The sequence below is a fragment of the Streptomyces sp. NBC_00190 genome (assembly GCF_036203305.1).
GTDB lineage: Bacteria > Actinomycetota > Actinomycetes > Streptomycetales > Streptomycetaceae > Streptomyces.
Genome location: NZ_CP108131.1, coordinates 6,811,879 through 6,829,703, shown reverse-complemented (window position 1 = coordinate 6,829,703; position 17,825 = coordinate 6,811,879). Strand labels below are relative to the sequence as shown.

19 protein-coding genes are annotated in these 17,825 nt (G+C 72.1%); 4 read left to right on the top strand and 15 right to left on the bottom strand.

The window, feature by feature from the left end; all coding sequences use genetic code 11:
* Positions 1–47 precede the first annotated feature (47 nt).
* The 12 genes from OG429_RS32055 to OG429_RS32000 all read right to left on the bottom strand — a co-directional run bounded on the left by OG429_RS32055 (position 48) and on the right by OG429_RS32000 (position 11,852).
* Positions 48–1,148, bottom strand: a complete 1,101-nt coding sequence (locus OG429_RS32055; protein WP_405677541.1) for a polyprenyl synthetase family protein — start codon at positions 1,146–1,148, stop codon at positions 48–50.
* Between the two features lie 50 nt (positions 1,149–1,198).
* Positions 1,199–2,590 (bottom strand): hydroxysqualene dehydroxylase HpnE, encoded by a 1,392-nt coding sequence (gene hpnE / locus OG429_RS32050; RefSeq protein ID WP_328928741.1) that lies wholly within the window; start codon positions 2,588–2,590, stop codon positions 1,199–1,201.
* Entirely contained in the window at positions 2,587–2,769 is a 183-nt protein-coding gene (locus tag OG429_RS32045) for a hypothetical protein (RefSeq protein WP_328928740.1), read from the bottom strand. Before OG429_RS32045 ends, hpnE begins: the two co-directional genes overlap by 4 nt.
* Positions 2,769–3,719, bottom strand: a complete 951-nt coding sequence (hpnD, locus tag OG429_RS32040; RefSeq protein ID WP_405677546.1) for a presqualene diphosphate synthase HpnD — start codon at positions 3,717–3,719, stop codon at positions 2,769–2,771. The genes OG429_RS32045 and hpnD overlap by 1 nt, the downstream gene beginning before the upstream one ends.
* On the bottom strand, positions 3,716–4,645 hold the full coding sequence (gene hpnC, locus OG429_RS32035; protein ID WP_328928738.1) for a squalene synthase HpnC: 930 nt from the start codon (positions 4,643–4,645) through the stop codon (positions 3,716–3,718). The genes hpnD and hpnC overlap by 4 nt, the downstream gene beginning before the upstream one ends.
* A gap of 345 nt (positions 4,646–4,990) precedes the next feature.
* Entirely contained in the window at positions 4,991–5,773 is a 783-nt protein-coding gene (locus tag OG429_RS32030) for an ABC transporter ATP-binding protein (protein WP_328928737.1), read from the bottom strand.
* Positions 5,766–6,695: an ABC transporter permease gene (locus OG429_RS32025; protein ID WP_328928736.1), complete on the bottom strand. Its 930-nt coding sequence runs from the start codon at positions 6,693–6,695 to the stop codon at positions 5,766–5,768. Before OG429_RS32025 ends, OG429_RS32030 begins: the two co-directional genes overlap by 8 nt.
* Before the next feature lie 95 nt (positions 6,696–6,790).
* On the bottom strand, positions 6,791–7,663 hold the full coding sequence (locus tag OG429_RS32020; protein WP_328930485.1) for a glycosyltransferase family 2 protein: 873 nt from the start codon (positions 7,661–7,663) through the stop codon (positions 6,791–6,793).
* Between the two features lie 8 nt (positions 7,664–7,671).
* On the bottom strand, positions 7,672–8,451 hold the full coding sequence (locus OG429_RS32015) for a CDP-alcohol phosphatidyltransferase family protein (RefSeq protein ID WP_328928735.1): 780 nt from the start codon (positions 8,449–8,451) through the stop codon (positions 7,672–7,674).
* Positions 8,429–9,490 (bottom strand): iron-containing alcohol dehydrogenase family protein, encoded by a 1,062-nt coding sequence (locus OG429_RS32010; protein WP_328928734.1) that lies wholly within the window; start codon positions 9,488–9,490, stop codon positions 8,429–8,431. The genes OG429_RS32015 and OG429_RS32010 overlap by 23 nt, the downstream gene beginning before the upstream one ends.
* A complete protein-coding gene (locus OG429_RS32005) occupies positions 9,478–10,230 on the bottom strand; it encodes a phosphocholine cytidylyltransferase family protein (RefSeq protein ID WP_328928733.1) in 753 nt (250 codons plus the stop codon). Before OG429_RS32005 ends, OG429_RS32010 begins: the two co-directional genes overlap by 13 nt.
* Positions 10,227–11,852, bottom strand: coding sequence for a DUF5941 domain-containing protein (locus OG429_RS32000; protein WP_328928732.1), 1,626 nt, complete (start codon positions 11,850–11,852; stop codon positions 10,227–10,229). Before OG429_RS32000 ends, OG429_RS32005 begins: the two co-directional genes overlap by 4 nt.
* Between OG429_RS32000 and OG429_RS31995 the strand changes: the two genes are divergently transcribed.
* The 3 genes from OG429_RS31995 (at position 11,829) to idi (ending at position 14,429) form a co-directional block, all read left to right on the top strand.
* Positions 11,829–11,966, top strand: coding sequence for a hypothetical protein (locus tag OG429_RS31995; protein WP_328928731.1), 138 nt, complete (start codon positions 11,829–11,831; stop codon positions 11,964–11,966). The two genes, OG429_RS32000 and OG429_RS31995, sit on opposite strands and share 24 nt — an antisense overlap.
* A 419-nt stretch (positions 11,967–12,385) precedes the next feature.
* The gene (locus OG429_RS31990) at positions 12,386–13,681 is read left to right on the top strand and encodes a bifunctional class I SAM-dependent methyltransferase/N-acetyltransferase (RefSeq protein WP_328928730.1); all 1,296 of its coding nucleotides are present in this window, start codon (positions 12,386–12,388) and stop codon (positions 13,679–13,681) included.
* A 148-nt stretch (positions 13,682–13,829) separates the two neighbouring features.
* The gene (gene idi, locus OG429_RS31985) at positions 13,830–14,429 is read left to right on the top strand and encodes an isopentenyl-diphosphate Delta-isomerase (RefSeq protein WP_328928729.1); all 600 of its coding nucleotides are present in this window, start codon (positions 13,830–13,832) and stop codon (positions 14,427–14,429) included.
* Positions 14,430–14,465: 36 nt separating this feature from the next.
* On the opposite strand, the gene OG429_RS31980 is transcribed toward idi, so the two are convergent.
* A complete protein-coding gene (locus OG429_RS31980; protein WP_328928728.1) occupies positions 14,466–15,026 on the bottom strand; it encodes an ATP-binding protein in 561 nt (186 codons plus the stop codon).
* A 278-nt stretch (positions 15,027–15,304) separates the two neighbouring features.
* Between OG429_RS31980 and OG429_RS31975 the strand changes: the two genes are divergently transcribed.
* On the top strand, positions 15,305–16,093 hold the full coding sequence (locus OG429_RS31975) for an enoyl-CoA hydratase/isomerase family protein (protein WP_328928727.1): 789 nt from the start codon (positions 15,305–15,307) through the stop codon (positions 16,091–16,093).
* Here OG429_RS31975 and OG429_RS31970 read toward each other — a convergent pair.
* Both OG429_RS31970 and OG429_RS31965 read right to left on the bottom strand, forming a co-directional pair.
* Positions 16,080–16,706 carry a DJ-1/PfpI family protein gene (locus OG429_RS31970; RefSeq protein WP_328928726.1) on the bottom strand — a complete coding sequence of 209 codons (627 nt, stop codon included), beginning with the start codon at positions 16,704–16,706 and terminating at the stop codon, positions 16,080–16,082. The genes OG429_RS31975 and OG429_RS31970 overlap by 14 nt on opposite strands.
* 110 nt (positions 16,707–16,816) lie before the next feature.
* Positions 16,817–17,773 (bottom strand): GlxA family transcriptional regulator, encoded by a 957-nt coding sequence (locus OG429_RS31965; RefSeq protein WP_328928725.1) that lies wholly within the window; start codon positions 17,771–17,773, stop codon positions 16,817–16,819.
* Positions 17,774–17,825: the final 52 nt, after the last annotated feature.

The window sequence follows — 17,825 nt, the reverse complement described above, 5'->3', positions numbered from 1 at the left end:
TCACGCCGGCCGGCGACTCGCGAGTCATATCCGCTGCCGGGTGGCGGTCACCGCTTGCGCACGACGACGAAGTCGGCGAGGGCCACGAGCTGGTCGCGTACGCGCTGCGGCATGTCGACGTCGTCCAGGGCCTTGATCGCCACCGCGTGCTGGCGGCGGGCCTCGTCCGCCGTCCACCGGCGGCCGCCGGCCGCCTCGATGAGCGCCGCGCGGGCCGCGAACTCCTCTTCAGAGAAGTTCTCGAAGTCGTTGCTCTTGGCATCGGCGGCGAGCAGCTCGGCGAGCTCCTCGCAGGCCGGTCCGCCTGCCGCGAGGGCGGCGACCACCGGCAGGGACTTCTTGCGCTGGCGCAGGTCGCTCCAGGTCTGCTTGCCGGTGGCCTCCGGGTCGCCCCAGATGCCGAGGAGGTCGTCCACCGCCTGGAAGGCGAGGCCCAGGTGGTACCCGTACTCCTCCAGCTTGTCGGCCGTACGGTCGTCCGCGCCGCCGAGCACGGCGCCGATGGAGACCGCGCAGGCGAGCAGGGCGCCCGTCTTGTTGCCCTCCATCTCCAGGCACTCCTCGACGCTGACGCGCTCGCGGTGCTCGTAGGAGATGTCCTGCGCCTGGCCGTCGATGAGCTTGCGGGACGCGGTGGTCAGCCGGCGAGCCGCGCGGCCCGCCTCGACGGTGCCGAGCTCCAGCAGCACCTCGTTGGCGAGGGCGAACAGCGCGTCGCCGACCAGGATCGCCTGGGCGGGGCCGTGCACCTTCCACACCGTGTCGCGGTGGCGGCGCTGCTCGTCGCCGTCCATCAGGTCGTCGTGCAGCAGCGAGAAGTTGTGCACGAGCTCGACGGCGACGGCGCCCGGGATGCCGAGCTCGGCAGGGGCGCCCGCCGCTTCGGCGGAGAGCAGCGCGAGCGCGGGGCGCACGGCCTTGCCGCCGTCGCCGTCCGCCGGGTTGCCCTGGGCGTCGATCCAGCCGAAGTGGTAGGCGGCAACGGTGTCCATGGGCGCCGCGAGCCGGTCGACGGCGGCGCGGAGCGCGGGAGTCGACAGCGTGCGGCCTCGTTCCAGGAGGGCGATCGTGTCCGCCTTCTCCGTACTCCCTCCGGCCGTGCCCACACTGGCATCCGTGTTCTCGACAGCCGGATTCCCCGGGTTCACTGGCTCTCCTCTGGTTCCTGTACGTGCTGTGCCGGTAGTGCTGGTGATGGTCATGCCGCCTCCTGCAGAGGGTGTTCGCGGGGGCGGCCGAGTGCGGCGAGTGCGGCGTGTGCCGCGCTCAGTCCGCTCCGGACGGCGCTCTCCATGGTCGCGGGCCAGCCGGTGGCAGTCCACGCACCGGCCAGATAAAGCCCCGGCGTGTCGGTCCGCGCCCCGGGGCGCAGCCGGCCGACGCCGGGTGTGGGGGCGAAGGTGGCCGTCCGCTCCCGGGTGACGAAGAAGTCCCGCACCTTGGCGCCGCGCGCGGCGGGCAGCAGCCGCTCCAGCTCGGGCAGGTACTTGGCGCGCAGCACCGAGACGGGCTCGTCGATGTCGTCCTGGGCGACGGACTGGGACAGCGCGAGGTACTGGCCGCCGTCGGGGAGCCCGGAGGCGTCGGTGCGGTCGAAGACCCACTGCACGGGGGAGCCGAGCGCCGCGAAGAACGGCGCCTTGAGCACCTTGCGGTCGTAGACGACGTGGACGTTGAGGATCGGCGCGGTGCCGATGTCGAGGAGCTTGTCGGGGTCGGCCAGCGCCCCGGGCGGGAGCAGCCCGTGGGCCTCGCGCTGGGGGACGGCGAGGACGACGGTGCCCGCGTCGAGGGGCTCCTCCTCGGTGTCGACCCGCCAGTTCCCTTCGGGCGTGCGGGAGACGCAGGTGGCCCGGGTGCGCAGTTCGGTCCGTACGCCGGCCGCGTCGAGCGCCTTGCGGGCGAGCGTGTCGTGCAGGTCGCCGAGCGGTACGCGGGCCCAGCCGATGTCGGCCGCGCCGTTCTCGGAGAGCAGGCCGGTCTTGAAGACCATCGCGGCCAGGCCCAGTGAGGACTGATCGGCGGTGGCGTTGAGGGTGGCGATGCCGACGAGGTCCCACAGGGCTTCGACGGTCCGGGCGGACTGGCCGTAGCGGCCGAGCCAGGTCGCGAAGTCCAGGCCGTCCAGCGCCGGGTCGGCGGGGTCGAGGCGGCGCAGCGCGAGGGCGGCGCGGCCGACGCTCGCGCGCTCGGCGAGGGACAGGTGCGGGTAGCGGGCCAGGGAGGCGGCCAGGTGCAGGGGCACGGGCAGGGCGCTGCGGCGCAGCCGCCCGAGGCGCGGGCCGCGGGGGTGGGCGACGTCGAGGACGGGTACGTCGAGCCGGTCCTGGACGGGGGCGAGGTGCGCGCCGTCGACGCGGTCGAGGAACCACCGGTAGGCGGTGCAGCAGCGCAGGTAGACGTGCTGGCCGTTGTCGACGGTGAGTTCGCCGCGCTTGAAGGAGAAGGCGAGCCCGCCGAGCCGCGGGCGGCCCTCCAGCAGGGTCACCTTGAGCCCGGCGTCGGCGAGTTCGAGGGCGGCGGTCACCCCGGCGAGTCCCCCGCCGATGACGACGGCGCGCTGCTCCGTGCGGTGGTCGCTGCCGCTCATGAGCCCTCCCCGGTGGTGCGGTCGCCCGTCGGCCCGGACTGCCGGTCCCGCGCGGGGGCGGAGCCCGCCGGGAGAGACGCGGCCAGGGGCCGGCCGGTTGCCCGCAGGACGGCGGGCGCGGCCGGGCGGCGGAGCTGGGGCACGGCGAAGGCCGGCGGGGCGGCCGGGGTCGGGGGCATCAGGCCCGCCTCCGGGTGCTCTGGCGGGAGATCGTCCGCGCGTCGAGGCCCGAGAGGCCGCGCACGGCGACGTACGCCTTCTCGTGGGTCGGCAGCGAGACCCGCCCCCGCAGTACCGCCTCCGGCTCCCGCTCGATGCGGTCGAGGAGGCGCCGGTAGATGCCGGCCATGGCGGCCACGCAGGCGCCACTGCGGCGGTCCAGCATGGGCAGCAGCCGGTAGCCCTCGGCGAACAGGGCCCGGGCGCGGCGGACTTCGTGGTGGACGAGCCCGGCGAAGTCGGATCCCGCGGGCGCCCGGTCGCCGTGGAAGCCTTCCGAGCAGCCGAACTTGGCGAGGTCCTCGGCTGGCAGGTAGGTGCGCCCGTTGGTTGCGTCCTCGCGAACGTCCCTGAGGATGTTGGTGAGTTGCAGGGCGAGTCCGAGCGTGTCGGCGTAGTCCGCGGCGCGGGCGGAGTCGGGCGCGCCCGGCGCCGTGCCGAACACGCCGAGCGAGAGCCGCCCGATGGCTCCGGCCACGCAGCGGCAGTATGCCTTGAGGTCGTCCCAGGTCTCGTACGTCTCGCCGCGCACGTCCATCAGGACGCCGTCGATGAGTTCGTCGAGGCCGCCGAGCGGGATCGGGAACCGGTGCGCGGCGTGCGCGAGGGCGACGGCGACCGGGTCGGTGTCGTCCTCGTCGATCTCCTCGGCGCGGATCCGGCCGAGGAGGGCGCGGGTCTCCTCCAGCCGGGCCAGTTTCGCGGCGGGCGCCAGCGTGCCGTCGCCGATGTCGTCGACGCGCCGGGAGAAGGCGTACAGCGCGGACATCGCCTGCCGCTTGTCGGTGGGCAGCAGCCGGATGCCGTACGCGAAGTTGCGCGCCTGCGATCCGGTGACGGCTTCGCAGTAGCTGTAGGCCGCCAGGACCTGAGCGGACGCGTGTGTGGGGCCCTCCACGGTGGGGCTCACCCCTTTCTCGGCGCAGTGCGCAGAACGGCGACCACCTCGCGGAGCAGGCCGCTCCGGGTGGGCTTGGGCGGGCCGGGTGCCACGTCGAAACCGGCGGCCGTGATCGCGTTCAGGGCGGCGCGCCCTCCCCCCACGAAGCCCGCGAGCAGCAGCCGGAGTCTGCCGTGCACGCTACCCACGAGCGGGGTGCCTTCATTCAGGAGCTCGCGTGCGCGTTCAGTTTCGAATGCGACCAGGGAGCGTACGGACGCGCCGGCGCTCGGCGCCTTGAGGTCGGCCTCGCTGACACGGAAGCGCCGCATGTCCTCGGCGGGAAGGTAGATCCGGTTCCGGCCGAGGTCCTCGGTGACGTCCTGGAGGTGTTCGGCGATCTGCAGGGCGGTGCAGACGGCGTCGGAGCGGCGGACCCGCTCGGGGGTGCTGGTGCCGGTGAGGGACAGCACGAGGCGCCCCACGGGGTTGGCGGAGAGCTCGCAGTACGCGAGCAGGTCTCCGTACGTCTCGTACCGCGCGACCCGCTGGTCCTGGCGGTTGGCCTCGATGAGCCCGAGGAAGGGCTCCGGGGTGAGGCCGTGGGCGCGGACGACGGGCTGGAGGGCCAGGATCAGCGGGTGGCGCGGCGGGCCGTCGTGGCCGCCGAACACGCGCCGCAGGTCGGCCTCGACGGCGTCGAGCATGGCGAGCGGGTCGTCGGCGGCGGCGGGGTCGAGGCCCAGCAGCACGGCGTCGAGTCCGCCGGGGGCCAGGTCGCCGTCGCCGATGTCGTCGACGAGGCGGGCGTACCCGTAGACCGCCATCAGGCCGTCCCGCCAGGCGCGGGGCAGGAATGCGGGGGCGACGGGAAAGTTCTCCGCCGCGGCCTTGCCGAGGGTGGCGCGCGCGTGGACGGTGTCGGACAGGGGGCGGATGCCGTCCCCCGGGGTCACCGCCCGCCGCCTGGGGCGGGGACGGCCGTAGTGCCTGGGGGCCGGAGAATTCCCGTAGCCATTGCCGTCACATCTCCCGTTCTACACTGCCGACCCAATACATCCCATTTCGGACACGCCGCCTGGGTTTTACCCGGGCCGCCCAGGCCGTTCACCTGCGGGGAATCGTCCCCTCTTGCCGCGATTCAGGACTGCTTCAGCTTACGCTGTACAACGCCGCCGGGGCCGCTCGGGTATTCGTAGTGCCACTGAATGTCGCCGGGGAAATGCCGGGACATGCCGAGGCCCCCGCCGCGCTGAGCGGAGGGGGCCTCGGAAGTCCGGCCGCGGAGTGCGGAATCCGCGTCAGCCGTTGGACGCCTTCTCATATGCCGAGACGACTTCCTCCGTGGGTCCGTCCATCAGGAGCTCGCCCTTTTCCAGCCACAGCACCCGGTCACAGGTGTCGCGGATGGACTTGTTGTTGTGGCTCACCAGAAAGACCGTGCCGGCCTTCTCCCGCAGTTCGCGGATGCGGTTCTCGGAACGCACCTGGAAGCTGCGGTCACCGGTGGCCAGCGCCTCGTCGATCATCAGGACGTCGTGGTCCTTGGCCGCCGCGATGGAGAAGCGCAGTCGCGCCGCCATACCGGAGGAGTAGGTGCGCATCGGCAGGGAAATGAAGTCGCCCTTCTCGTTGATGCCCGAGAAGTCGACGATGTCCTGGTAGCGCTCCTTGATCTGCTCGCGGCTCATGCCCATCGCGAGACCGCCGAGGACGATGTTGCGCTCGCCGGTGAGGTCGTTCATCAGCGCCGCGTTCACGCCCAGCAGCGACGGCTGGCCGTCGGTGTAGACCTTGCCCTCCTCGCAGGGCAGGAGGCCCGCGATGGCGCGCAGCAGGGTCGACTTGCCGGAGCCGTTCGAGCCGATGAGGCCGATCGCCTCGCCCCGGTACGCGGTGAAGGAGACCCCGCGTACGGCGTGGACACGGCGGACGCCCGGCGCGTCGCCCTTGCCCCGGCGCATTATCTTGCTCAGCGCCGCGGTGGCGCTGCCCTTGCCGGAGCTGCCGGTGTTGACGCGGTAGACGATGTGGACGCCGTCCGCGATGACGGTGGGAATGCGTCCCTGGGTGTTCTCAGCCACGGCCGTAACGCTCCTCAGCCTTCCAGAAGTACACGAACCCGCCGAGGCCGATCACGACGGCCCAGCCGACCGCGAACGCCCAGACGTGCGGCGGCAGGTTCTCCGCGCCGTACTTGTCGATCAGCGCGAACCGGATCAGGTCCATGTAGATCGCCGCCGGGTTCCACTGGAGCGCGTCCGCGATCCAGGCCGGCCTGTCGTGGAGCATCGTGCTGATCGAGAACATGACGCCGGAGGCGTACATCCACGTACGGGTGACGAACGGCATCAGCTGCGCGAGGTCGGGGGTCTTGGAGCCCATCCGCGCGAAGATCATGGCGAGGCCGGTGTTGAAGACGAACTGCAGCACGAGCACGGGGATGACCAGCAGCCAGGACAGCCGCGGGAAGTTCCCGAAGGCCATCACGACCACGAACACGACGATCATCGAGTAGAGCAGCTGCTGGAGCTGCTGCATCGAGAAGGAGATCGGCAGGGAGGCCCGCGGGAAGTGCAGCGCTCGGACCAGGCCGAGGTTCCCGGGGATCGCCCGGACACCTGCCATCAGCGAGCTCTGGGTGAAGGTGAAGACGAAGATGCCGATCACCAGGAAGGGGATGTAGACCCCCTTCGGCATGCCGCGGTCCGCCTTGAGGATCAGCGCGAAGATCAGCCAGTAGACCAGGGCGTTCAGCAGTGGGGTCGCCACCTGCCAGACCTGGCCGAGCTTCGCCTGGCTGTACTGCGCGACCAGCTTGGCCCGGGAGAACGCCATGATGAAGTGGCGTCGGCCCCAGAGCTGGCGCACGTACTCGCCCAGACCGGGCCGGGCGCCGCTCACCGAGAGGCCGTACTTCCTGGCGAGCTCCGCGGCGCTCAGCCCCGCGTCGGCGGACGGCGGCTTGCTCGTGGCAAGGGCGCCGTCGTGGGTTGTGTCACTCACAAGTTGAAACTTTCGTCTTCAAGATGCGGCCAGGTCGGGCATCAGGCCAGTGGCACGAGGCCCATGATCGCGTCATGTTCGCAGACGCGGGCTGGTCAGATGACAGGTGGTCGGCCCAGACGGGTCAACCGCCAGACCGTACGCCATCTCATCGGGCGGCGGGGACCGCAGGGAGTCGTCCACCCCTCCCTGAAACCGCCGAACCAGGCCTTCAACGCCGGTCCCGAGGGCTTGCGCAGGAGCGTCAGCAGGAGCCAGACGCCCAGGTAGACCGGGACCAGAGGAGCGGGCAGGTTGCGGCGGGCGAGCCACACACGATTACGGGCCACCATACGGTGGTAAACGGCGTGCCGGGAGGGGGCGGTCGTCGGGTGCAGCAGCACCATGTCCGCTCGGTAGTCGATCGACCACCCGGCGTCGAGGGCCCGCCAGGCCAGGTCGGTCTCCTCGTGCGCGTAGAAGAAGTCCGCCGGAAGTGCCCCGACCTGCTCGAACACCTTGGTGCGCACGGCGTTCGCGCCGCCCAGGAAGGTGGTCACGCGGGAGGAGCGCATCGGGTCCGAGGCGCGCAGCCGGGGCACGTGGCGGCGCTGAGTGATGCCGGTCTCAGGGTCGGCGATCCGGAAGCTGACGATGCCGAGCCGCGCGTCCTCGGCGAAGGCCTGCCGGCACAGCTCGGCGGTGTCGGCGCGCTCCAGCAGACCGTCGTCGTCCAGGAAGAGCAGCGCGTCCACGTCGGAGCCGCCGGGGCCGAAGGCCTCGATGCCGACATTGCGCCCGCCGGGGATGCCCAGGTTCTCGGGCAGCGTGACGGAGCGCACGCCCTCGGGCAGGCCGGTGACCTCGACGCCCTGGCCCACGACGACGACCTCGACCGGATCGCCCTCCTGACGGGCCACCGAGTCGAGCAGGGCCTTCAGGTCGTCGGGGCGGTTGCCCATGGTGATGATCACGGCGCCCAGCCGCATCGGCGTACTCACTTGAGCCTGCTGGAGGCCAGGATCGACACCAGGTGCAGCACGGTCTGGAGCAGCGCGATGCCGGCGAGGACGGCCACACCGACGCGGGACCAGAACAGGTCGCCGCGGATCTGGTCCGCGACGGCCAGCACCAGGATGAGCAGCGAGGCCTCGATGCCCAGGACCAGGCGGTGGAACTTCAGCGCGGCAGCGGCCCGGCGCGCGAGCGCCATGCCGGACGAGCGCGGCTCGGCCGCCGCGTCCTTGACCACCGGCTTCCCCGCCTGGTGGCGGGCGACACCGACGAGGTCGGTCTCGGCCTTGATCAGGATCGCGCCGAGTGCCGCGAGGGTCCCCAGGAACGCCCACAGCCAGTCGACCGGCCCGGTGCCCCACAGGTCGGCGGCGCGCAGGCCGAAGCCGACCAGCACCGCCGCGTCGCACAGGTAGGCGCCGACCCGGTCCAGGTACACGCCGGAGAGCGAGAACTGCTTCTTCCAGCGGGCGACCTCGCCGTCGACGCAGTCGAGCAGCAGGTACAGCTGGACCATGACGACGCCGAGGACGGCGCCCCAGATGCCCGGCACCAGCAGGGCCGGGGCGGCGAGGACACCGGCCAGGGTCATCACGTAGGTCAGCTGGTTGGGCGTGACCTTGGTGGTGACCAGGTAGCGGGTGATGCGCAGGGAGATCTCGCGCATGTAGAGGCGCCCGCCCCAGTGCTCGCCGCTGACCCGGTCCTTGACGCCCGCCGGGTGTACGACGGGCCGGAGTTCAGCTACGGATGGTCTTGGCATAGTCGGCGTAAGCGTCCCTGATCTCGGCTGCGGACAGGTTGAGGTGCTCCAGGATCGTGAAGCGTCCCGGGCGGGTCTGGGGGGCGTACTCGACGGCCGTGACGAACTCGTCGATGCTGAAGCCGATCTCCTCCGGGGCCACCGGCAGGCCGTGCCGGCGCAGCACCTCGACGAAGAGGCCGGACTGCTCCTCGGCCCCGCGCAGGTGCATCGCGAAGGCGGCGCCGAGGCCGACCTGCTCGCCGTGGAGCGCGGAGCGCCCCGGGTAGAGCAGGTCGAAGGCGTGGCTGATCTCGTGGCAGGCGCCGGAGGCCGGGCGGGTGTCCCCACTGATCGACATGGCGATGCCGGTGAGGACCAGCGCCTCGGAGAGCACGGTGAGGAATTCGTCGTCGCCGCATCCGCCGGGGTGGCGCAGCACGGACTGGCCGGCGGTACGGGCCATGGCGGCGGCCAGGCCGTCGACGGGCTCGCCGGTGATCTCGTGCGAGAGCTCCCAGTCGGCGATGGCCGAGATGTTGGAGATCGCGTCGCCGACGCCGGCGCGGATGAACCGCACCGGGGCTTCCTTGATCACATCGAGGTCGATCACCATGGCGATCGGCGTGGGGACGCCGTAGGAGCCGCGGCCGTTGTCGTTGTCCAGGATGGACACCGGCGAGCAGATGCCGTCGTGCGAGAGGTTGGTGGCGACGGCCACCATGGGCAGCCCGACCCGCGCCGCGGCGTACTTCGCCACGTCGATGATCTTGCCGCCGCCCAGGCCCACGACGGCGTCGTAGCGGCGGCCCTTTATGTCGTCGGCCAGCTTGACCGCGGAGTCGATGGTGCCGTCGACGACGGCGTACCAGTCGGCGTGCGGAAGTACCGGTTCCAGCTTGGCGCGCAGCGCGACGCCGGAGCCGCCGCTGATCGCGATCGCCAGCTTGCCGGACGCGGAGATCCGCTGGTCGGCCAGGAGGCCGGCCAGGTCGTCCATCGCGCCGCGACTGATGTCGACGACGAGGGGCGAGGGGATGAGCCTCGTCAGTACTGGCATGCGATCGTCCGGCCCTTGGCGAGGTCGTCGTGGTTGTCGATCTCGACCCACTTGACGTCGCCGATGGGTGCCACGTCGATGGTGAATCCGTCGTTGACCAGCTGCTGGTAGCCGTCCTCGTAGTAGAGGTCGGGGTCGCGCTCGAAGGTGGTCTTCAGCGCGTCGGCCAGCTGCTCGGCGGCCTCGGCCTCGATGAGGGTGACACCGATGTACTCGCCCGTCGCGTCGGCCGGGTCCATCAGCTTCGTGATCTTCTGGACGCCCTTCCCGTCGGCGGTGACGACCTTCATCTCCTCGTCGGCCAGGTTCTTGACCGTGTCGAGGGCGAGGATGATCTTCTGGCCGTTGCCGCGGGCGGCGAGCAGGGTCTTCTCGACGGAGACCGGGTGGACGGTGTCGCCGTTGGCGAGGATCACACCCTGCTTGAGGACCTCACGCGCGCACCACAGGGAGTAGGCGTTGTTCCACTCCTCGGCCTTGTCGTTGTCGATCAGCGTGATCTTGACGCCGTACTTGGCCTCCAGGGCCTCCCGGCGCGCGTACACGGCTTCCTTGCGGTAGCCGACGACGATGGCGACCTCGGTGAGGCCGACCTCGGCGAAGTTGCCGAGGGTGAGGTCGAGAACCGTGATGCTCTCCTCGTCGCCCTGGGGACCGACGGGCACGAGGGCCTTGGGCAGGGTGTCGGTGTAGGGACGCAGACGGCGTCCGGCACCGGCAGCGAGTACAAGGCCGATCATGCTGGTTCTCCTTCGTCATGTACGGCGGGTGCTCCGGAGGAGACCCAGAATCGGATGCTCTCCACGAGCACCACGAGTGCCACGAACACGGCCATGGCCGTGAGCGCGACGGGGAACACGTCACGGGCGAGGACGACGGACAGGACCACGGTCAGCAGGACCCGGCCCTCGTGACCGCCGGTCGTCCGCACCAGCCAGTGCGGCGGCGCGCCCGAACCACCACGGATGCGGTAGACCGTGTCGTAGTGATGGTAGGCGACCGCCGCGACCAGTCCGAATGCGGCGGGAAGGGCTCCGGGCACGTCCGCCTTGGCGGCGAGCGCGAGGACGGTCACGTACTCGGCGAACCGGAAGAGCGGCGGGACGAGCCAGTCGAGGGGGCCCCTGAGGGGACCGGAGACGGCGGCGCCGGCGAAGAAGACGTAGCCCGCGGCGGTCCCGATCAGCCAGGTGGCGCCGAAGTCGCGGACCACGGCCCCGCCGACCATCAGCACGGAGCCGGCCAGGGCCAGGACCACCGCTTCGTAGTTCGGCCGCCGCTTCGTGGGACGGGCCGGGCCGGTCCAGGCGAGCACGGCGGAGTCGGCGAGGTCCGCGAGGGCCTGGGTGGCCCGGTCGGTGCGTGTGGCCTTGCGCGTCAGCGAGCGCAGGACCCGGCCGGCGGTGGTGTAGAGCGCGCCGAAGGCGCAGCCGACCAGCAGGGCGTAGAAGACGATCCGGGGGGTGGTGAAGGCGGTCAGGACCGCGATCATCGCCCAGCGCTCACCGATCGGCAGGATGATCATCCGCCGGGCCCAGACCGTCCAGCCGACGCTGTCGAGCTTGTCCGACAGGGCCGCCGTGGGACTCGTATTGGCGGTCGCGTCGTGGTTGGCCTCGTTGAAGGAGAAGTCCACGACGTGCCGGCAGGTCATGAGGATCATGGCGCCGAGCGCGAGCCCCCACACGTCGTCGCCGTTCCTGGCCGCGCCGAGCGCGAGGCCCGCGTAGAAGGAGTACTCCTTCGCGCGGTCGAAGGTCGCGTCGAGCCAGGCGCCCATCGTCGAGTACTGGAGCGAGTAGCGGGCCAGCTGCCCGTCGGTGCAGTCCAGGACGAAGGAGACGAGGAGCAGCACACCGGCCGCGACGTAGCCCCAGCGCTCGCCGGTGGCGGCGCAGCCGGCCGCGATCAGCGCGGTGACCAGCGAAGCGGTGGTGACCTGGTTCGGGGTCAGGCCGCGGCGCGCGCACCAGCGGGCGATGTAGCGCGAGTACGGGCTGATGAAGAAGGTGGTGAAGAAGCCGTCGCGGGACTTCACGGCGGTCCGCAGGCGGACGGCCTCGTCGTCGACGGCGGCGACGGCGGCGCTCGCCGCGTCCCGGTCCGCCGCGGTGGCGGGGACGGTGGCGACGAGGGTGCCGAGCTCGGGGCGCTGGACGGCGGTCCCGGAGGCCTCGACCGCGGCGGCGAGCCGGTCCGCGTAGGGGCCGGTGCCCGCGGGGGCGTCGGCCACGGCCTTGTCGAGGGCCTCGCGGGCGCCGGACTGGACGGCGAGTGCGCCGGTGACCGCGCAGGCGTCGAAGCGCGGGTCGGTCAGCGCGAGGCGCAGCGCGTGCACGTGCCCGACGAAGGCGCTGTCCACGACGGCCACCCGCTGGTCGGCGGGTACGGCGGCCAGCGCGGCGGCGGTGTCCTCGGGACCGGCGGCGGGCCGGACGTCGAAGCCGAGGGAGCGCAGCTCGTCAGCGAGCGGTGATCCGGGGACCGGCAGGCCGGTGAGGATGACGGTCGGCAGACGAACTCACTCCTTGTAACGGATTCCGAACGGGCGCCACTGGGGGGCGGCGACACGTCGGCAGAGGCTATCGGATGAATGGAAGCAGGGGTTCACCACCCGTTTACGCCCCGATAAGCCGAATATTCCCGGCCCGGGCCCGGGCGTGATCATCATTGACGATCACGGCGCGATACCACAAACAGCGTCGATGTTACGGTGGACACGCCCCTGATCGTGTCGAGTGGAAGAGGTGGGTTGATGACCGTCGTAGTGATCGCGGCCATGCGCGGCGAACTCCGGTGCATCCCCCATTTCCTCCGGGCGTCCGGCCGGGCCTGATCACGCGCTCCGCGCGCTGAACGGCCTCGTCGGCCGGAGCCCCCGTTCAAGGGTTCACGTTGACCGACACCACTTTCATTGAGGCTTTCTTCACCCTGCACCGCGGCCTGCCCCGGCAGGCTCCCGGTTCCGACGCGAGCACCCGGCACCTGCTGTCCCTGTGCGGACCCCTGCCCGAGCGGCCGCGCGTCCTCGACCTCGGCTGCGGTCCGGGCCGCAGCGCCCTGCTGCTCGCGGCCGAGGCGGGACGTCCCGGATCCGGCGGCGCCGAGGTGACCGCCGTCGACCTGTACGAGCCGTTCCTCGAAGAGCTCCGTACGGCCGCCGAGGCCCGCGGACTCGCCGATCGCGTCCGCACCGTCACGGCGGACATGGGCGCACTCCCCCGCGAGGACTTCGAGGACGGCTCCTTCGACCTCGTCTGGGCCGAGGGCTCCGCCTACCTCATCGGCTTCGCCACCGCGCTGGCGCGGTGGCGCCGGCTGCTCGCCCCCGGCGGCACGATCGTGCTGACCGAGTGCGAGTGGACCGTCGAGGAGCCGTCCGCGGGCGCCCGCGCCTTCTGGGACGAGGAGTGTCCGCTGCGCACCACCGCGGGCACCGTCGCAGCCGCCCAGGCTTCGGGGTACCAGGTGCTCGGCGTGCACCACCTGCCCGACTCCGACTGGGCCGAGTACTACGGCCCGCTCGCCGAGCGGGTCCGCGCCCGTTCCCACGACGGATCCGCCCCGAACCCCGCGATGGAGGCCGCGCTGGCCGCCACCCGCGAGGAGCTCGACGTGCGGGCCCGCCACGGGCACGAGTACGGGTACACGGGCTACGCCCTGCGCCCGGTGACCGCGGGCGACGGCGGCGCCTGGCCCGTCCGCCCGGAGACGGCGGCCGACGTGGCCGCCGTACGCGACGTCAACCTGGCGGCGTTCGGGACCCCGCTGGAGGCGGATCTCGTGGACGCGCTGCGCACCGACACCTCCTGGGTGCCCGGGCTGTCGTACGTGGCCGAGGGCCCCGACGGGTCGGTGGCCGCGCACGCCCTGCTCACCGTGTGCGAGGTCGACGGGGTACGGGCGCTCGCGCTCGCCCCGGTGGCCGCCGATCCTGCGTTCCAGCGCTCGGGCGCGGGCAGCTCGGTCGTCCGGGCACTGCTCGCGGCGGCGAAGGAGCGCGGGGAGTCCCTGGTCCTGGTGCTGGGACACCCGGAGTACTACCCGCGCTTCGGTTTCGTGCCGGCCTCGCGCTTCGGGATCAGGGCGCCCTTCGAGGTGCCCGACGAGGCGATGATGGCGCTGGTCCTGGACGATTCCGTCCCGGTGCCGACGGGCACGATCAGGTACCCGGCCCCGTTCGGAGTCTGACGCGGGGGCGCGGCGGGCGCCGTGACGCGAAGTGATCCGCCCCCGTCGCATATCACGCGGCGGGGGCGGACATGCGCGGATCTCCGAAGTGGGGACAAGCCTCTTTTGTACGGCAGACTGAAGGCCGAGTCCGAAGCGAAGGATGGGTATGCCGACCACACCAGCCACCGCCGCGAACAGCGCGACCAACGGCACCGGGACCCAAGAACCGATCATGCTCGAACTGGTCGACGAGTCCGGGAACACGATCGGCACGGCGGAGAAACTCTCCGCCCATCAGGCACCCGGGCAATTGCACCGGGCGTTCTCCGTGTTCCTCTTCGACGAGCAGGGGCGTCTGCTGCTCCAGCAGCGGGCCCTCGGGAAGTACCACTCCCCCGGCGTCTGGTCGAACACCTGTTGCGGTCACCCCTACCCCGGGGAGTCGCCGTTCGCGGCGGCGGCCCGGCGGACCCACGAGGAGCTGGGGCTGTCGCCCTCGCTCCTCGCAGAGGCGGGAACGGTGCGCTACAACCACCCGGACCCGGCATCGGGTCTGGTGGAGCAGGAGTACAACCACCTGTTCGTGGGACTCGCGCAGGCGGCTCTGCGGCCGGATCCGGAGGAGGTCGGGGACACCGCCTTCGTCACCGCCGAGGAATTGGCGAAGCGGCATGCCGAAGTGCCGTTCTCGGCCTGGTTCATGACCGTGCTGGACGCGGCGCGGCCCGCGATCCGCGAGCTGACCGGTGAAGCCGCGGGCTGGTAGCCCCTGCATCGGTACGTCGGTACGGCCGTACTCCGGTCAGCCGGCCGGGGTCGCGGAGGCCGGGGCAGGGGCGGGAGCGGCCGGTGCGGTGATCGGCAGGGCCGCCCAGATGACCTTGCCGCCGGTCGAGGTGTGCTCGACGTCGCAGACCCCGCCCGCCTCCCGCGTGATCTCCCGTACCAGGAGCAGACCCCGGCCGCCGGTCTGGCCGAAATCGGCCTCCAGCGCCTTGGGCCGGTACGGGTGGTTGTCCTCGACGGCCACCCGTACCCACTCCCGGCCGATCGCGACCTCGACCGCGACCTCCGGGGAGAGCAGGGCAGCGTGCCGGACCGAGTTCGTCACCAGTTCGGAGACGATCAGCAGGAGCGCGTACACGAGGTCCTGCTGGGCGGGCACGCCTTGGCGCCCGAGGAGGTCCCGGACCGCACGGCGAGCCTGCGGAACGGATTCTTCTACGGCGGGAGCGGTGAACCGCCACACTCCCTCGTACGCGAGGGGGTCGGCCGGAGCCTCCGGCTCCCCCTCCCTGGCTGGCGGGACGTTCCCGCTGACATCCATCTTCCGTCCCCCGTCTTCGCGCTCGATCGTCTCCACGCGTCCAGAGTGGGTAACGGGCTGGTCGGGACCGGACCGCTGACCATAAGTCAGCGTGATTCGGACACATTCTGACCGCTGGCGTATGACAGAGTCAGTTGTTCGACCGTTCCTGATTTTCCACGGGATGTTTCCCGGCCGCCTCGCGCGCCATCTCCGCCGTGTCCGCCTCCGCCCGGCGTCCCGTCTTCCCTGACCAGCCCCAGGATGCCCCGGGCCCCGTGCCCGTGGCCACCCGGTCGGCGGCCCGATCGACGGCCCGGGATAGCATCCGGCGCATGGACGCAGCCCGGGACGCAGCCCTCCTGCACACGGTCGCCGACGGGGTCGCCACCGTCGTCATCTCCCACCCCGCCAAGCGGAACGCCATGACGGCCGCGATGTGGCGGGCCCTGCCCGAGCTGCTGGCGGACCTGGCGGCCGACCCCGCCGTACGGGTCCTCGTCCTGACCGGCGCGGGACCGACCTTCTGCGCGGGCGCGGACATCTCCTCGCTGACCGGGAACGACGAGCCGCAGGCACTCGCCGTCGCCGCGGAGGATGCGCTGGCCGCCTTCCCGAAGCCGACGCTGGCGGCGATCCGCGGGTTCTGCGTGGGCGGCGGTAGCCAGCTGGCCGCGGCCTGCGATCTTCGGTTCGCGGAGGAGGGGTCGTCGTACGGGGTGACCCCGGCGAAGCTGGGCATCGTCTACCCGGCCTCCTCCACCAGGCGGCTGACGGCCCTGGTCGGCCCGGCCGCCGCCAAGTACCTCCTCTTCTCGGCGGAGTTGATCGACGCGGACCGGGCGCTGCGGACCGGCTTCCTCGACGAGCTGCTGCCGGCCGGCCAACTGGACAAGCGGGTGGCCGAGTTCACGCGCGTACTGGTCTCGCGCTCGCAGCTCACCCAGGCCGCGGCCAAGGAGTTCGCGGACGGGCGGACGGACCGCGACGGGTACTGGGCGGCGCAGGCGGCCGGAAGCGGCGACACCGCGGAGGGCGTCGCCGCGTTCCTGGAGCGCCGGGCACCCGACTTCCGCTGGCCGACGGAGGGCCTGCGCGCGCAAGGCCTGCCTACAGAGGACTGACCGCCCGCAGTCGCGCGACCATCTCGACCGGGGCCTTGGCCGGGGAGCCCGCGTCGTAGGGCGGCTGGGGGTCGTACTCGGTCATCAGCTGGACGGTCTGGGCGTACTCGTCCCCGGCGATCCTGCCCAGCAGGGTGAGGCCCATGTCGATCCCGGCGGAGACACCCGCGGCGGTGACGTACTTCCCGTCGGACACCACCCGCTCCCCGGTGGGCTCGGCCCCGAACCGCGGCAGCTGGTCCAGGAACAGCCAGTGGCTCGCGGCCCGCCGCCCGTCGAGCAGCCCGGCGGCGGCCAGCAGCAGGGAGCCTGTGCAGACGGACGTCGTCCAGGTGGTGGTGGCGTCGACGGCCCGCAGCCAGTCGAGGACCGCGGGATTCTTCATCTCGATCTCGGGATGCGGTCCGCCGGGCACGACGACGATGTCGGGCCGGGTCACCTCGTGGAGCGCCTTGTCGGCGACGAGGGCGAGCGACCCGTTGTCGGTCCGCACGGGCCCGGGACGCTCGGACACGAACACGGTCTCGGCGCCCTGGAGGCGGCCGAGCGTGTCGAAGGGCCCGATGGCGTCGAGGGCGGTGAAGCGGTCGTAGAGCAGTACGGCGATCTGCATGGCTCCTCCGGAGCGGTCGATCGGCGCCGCCCCCGGCCGGGGACGGCAGGTCTGTCGGCGCGCGCCCGGACCGGGGCCGGGCGCGGCCCCGGGTACGGGGCGTGCCGAGGTCAGGCGCCGAAGCGGCGGCGGTACTCGGCCGGGGACTGGCCCAGGGTCTTCACGAAGGCCCGGCGCAGCGCCTCGGGCGTGCCGTAGCCGCACGCCCGGGAGATCTGGGCGACGCCCTCGCGGCTGTCCTCCAGCAGGCGCCGCGCGTGCTCGACCCGCACCCGCTCGACGTAGCGACCCGGCGTCACCCCCGTCTCCGCCTGGAAGGCGCGCGAGAAGTGCCGCGGCGACAGCCTGGCCCGGGCGGCCAGCGCCTCGACGCTCAGGTCCCCGCCCGGATGCTCGGTGATGAACTGCTGCACGTCCCGCAACGGCTCCCGCCGCGCCGTCTGCGCCTCCAGCTGCGCGCTGAACTGGGCCTGGTTGCCGGGCCTGCGCAGGAACACCACCAGGTGCCGGGCGATCGTGAGCGCCACGTCCCGCCCATGGTCCTCTTCCACCAGCGCGAGCGCGAGGTCGATGCCCGCCGTGACCCCGGCCGAGGTGGCCACGGGCCCGTCCCGTACGTAGATGGGATCCGGCTCCACCGCGACGGCCGGGTAGTCCCGGGCCATCTGCTCGCACACGTACCAGTGCGTCGTCGCCCGCCGCCCGTCCAGCAGTCCCGCCTCGGCGAGCAGCAGCCCGCCCGTGCACACGGACACCAGCCGCCGCGCGCCACCCCCGTGAGCGCGCAGCCAGTCGGTGATCCGGGGCTCGAAGTCGGCCGTGTACCGGCCACCGGGCACGAGCAGGGTGGTTCCCCCTCCCGGCCGGGCGCTCTCCAGCTCTCCGTCCGGCATCAGGGTCAGCCCGCTGCTCGTGCGGACGGGCGCGCCGCCCGGCGACACCGTCCGGATCTCGTAACCCGGCCGGCCGGGGAACCGGGCCACGGCGGAGAACACCTCGACCGGCCCGGTCACGTCCAGGCTCTGCACCCCGTCGTAGAGGAGGACGAGCACGTTTCGCAACGACATGGCCCCATGGTGTGACGGAAGTCCGGTGGCCGCAATGCCGTGCATCCCACCT

Excerpts from the sequence above, each read along its gene's own strand:
- OG429_RS32020 (WP_328930485.1), bottom strand. The coding sequence starts at position 7,663 with ATGCGGCTGGGCGCCGTGATCATCACCATGGGCAACCGCCCCGACGAC.
- OG429_RS32045 (WP_328928740.1), bottom strand. The coding sequence starts at position 2,769 with ATGCCCCCGACCCCGGCCGCCCCGCCGGCCTTCGCCGTGCCCCAGCTC.
- OG429_RS31965 (WP_328928725.1), bottom strand. The coding sequence starts at position 17,773 with ATGTCGTTGCGAAACGTGCTCGTCCTCCTCTACGACGGGGTGCAGAGC.
- OG429_RS32015 (WP_328928735.1), bottom strand. The coding sequence starts at position 8,451 with ATGCCAAGACCATCCGTAGCTGAACTCCGGCCCGTCGTACACCCGGCG.
- OG429_RS32005 (WP_328928733.1), bottom strand. The coding sequence starts at position 10,230 with ATGATCGGCCTTGTACTCGCTGCCGGTGCCGGACGCCGTCTGCGTCCC.
- OG429_RS31970 (WP_328928726.1), bottom strand. The coding sequence starts at position 16,706 with ATGCAGATCGCCGTACTGCTCTACGACCGCTTCACCGCCCTCGACGCC.
- hpnE (WP_328928741.1), bottom strand. The coding sequence starts at position 2,590 with ATGAGCGGCAGCGACCACCGCACGGAGCAGCGCGCCGTCGTCATCGGC.
- OG429_RS31975 (WP_328928727.1), top strand. The coding sequence starts at position 15,305 with ATGGACGCAGCCCGGGACGCAGCCCTCCTGCACACGGTCGCCGACGGG.
- idi (WP_328928729.1), top strand. The coding sequence starts at position 13,830 with ATGCCGACCACACCAGCCACCGCCGCGAACAGCGCGACCAACGGCACC.
- OG429_RS32010 (WP_328928734.1), bottom strand. The coding sequence starts at position 9,490 with ATGCCAGTACTGACGAGGCTCATCCCCTCGCCCCTCGTCGTCGACATC.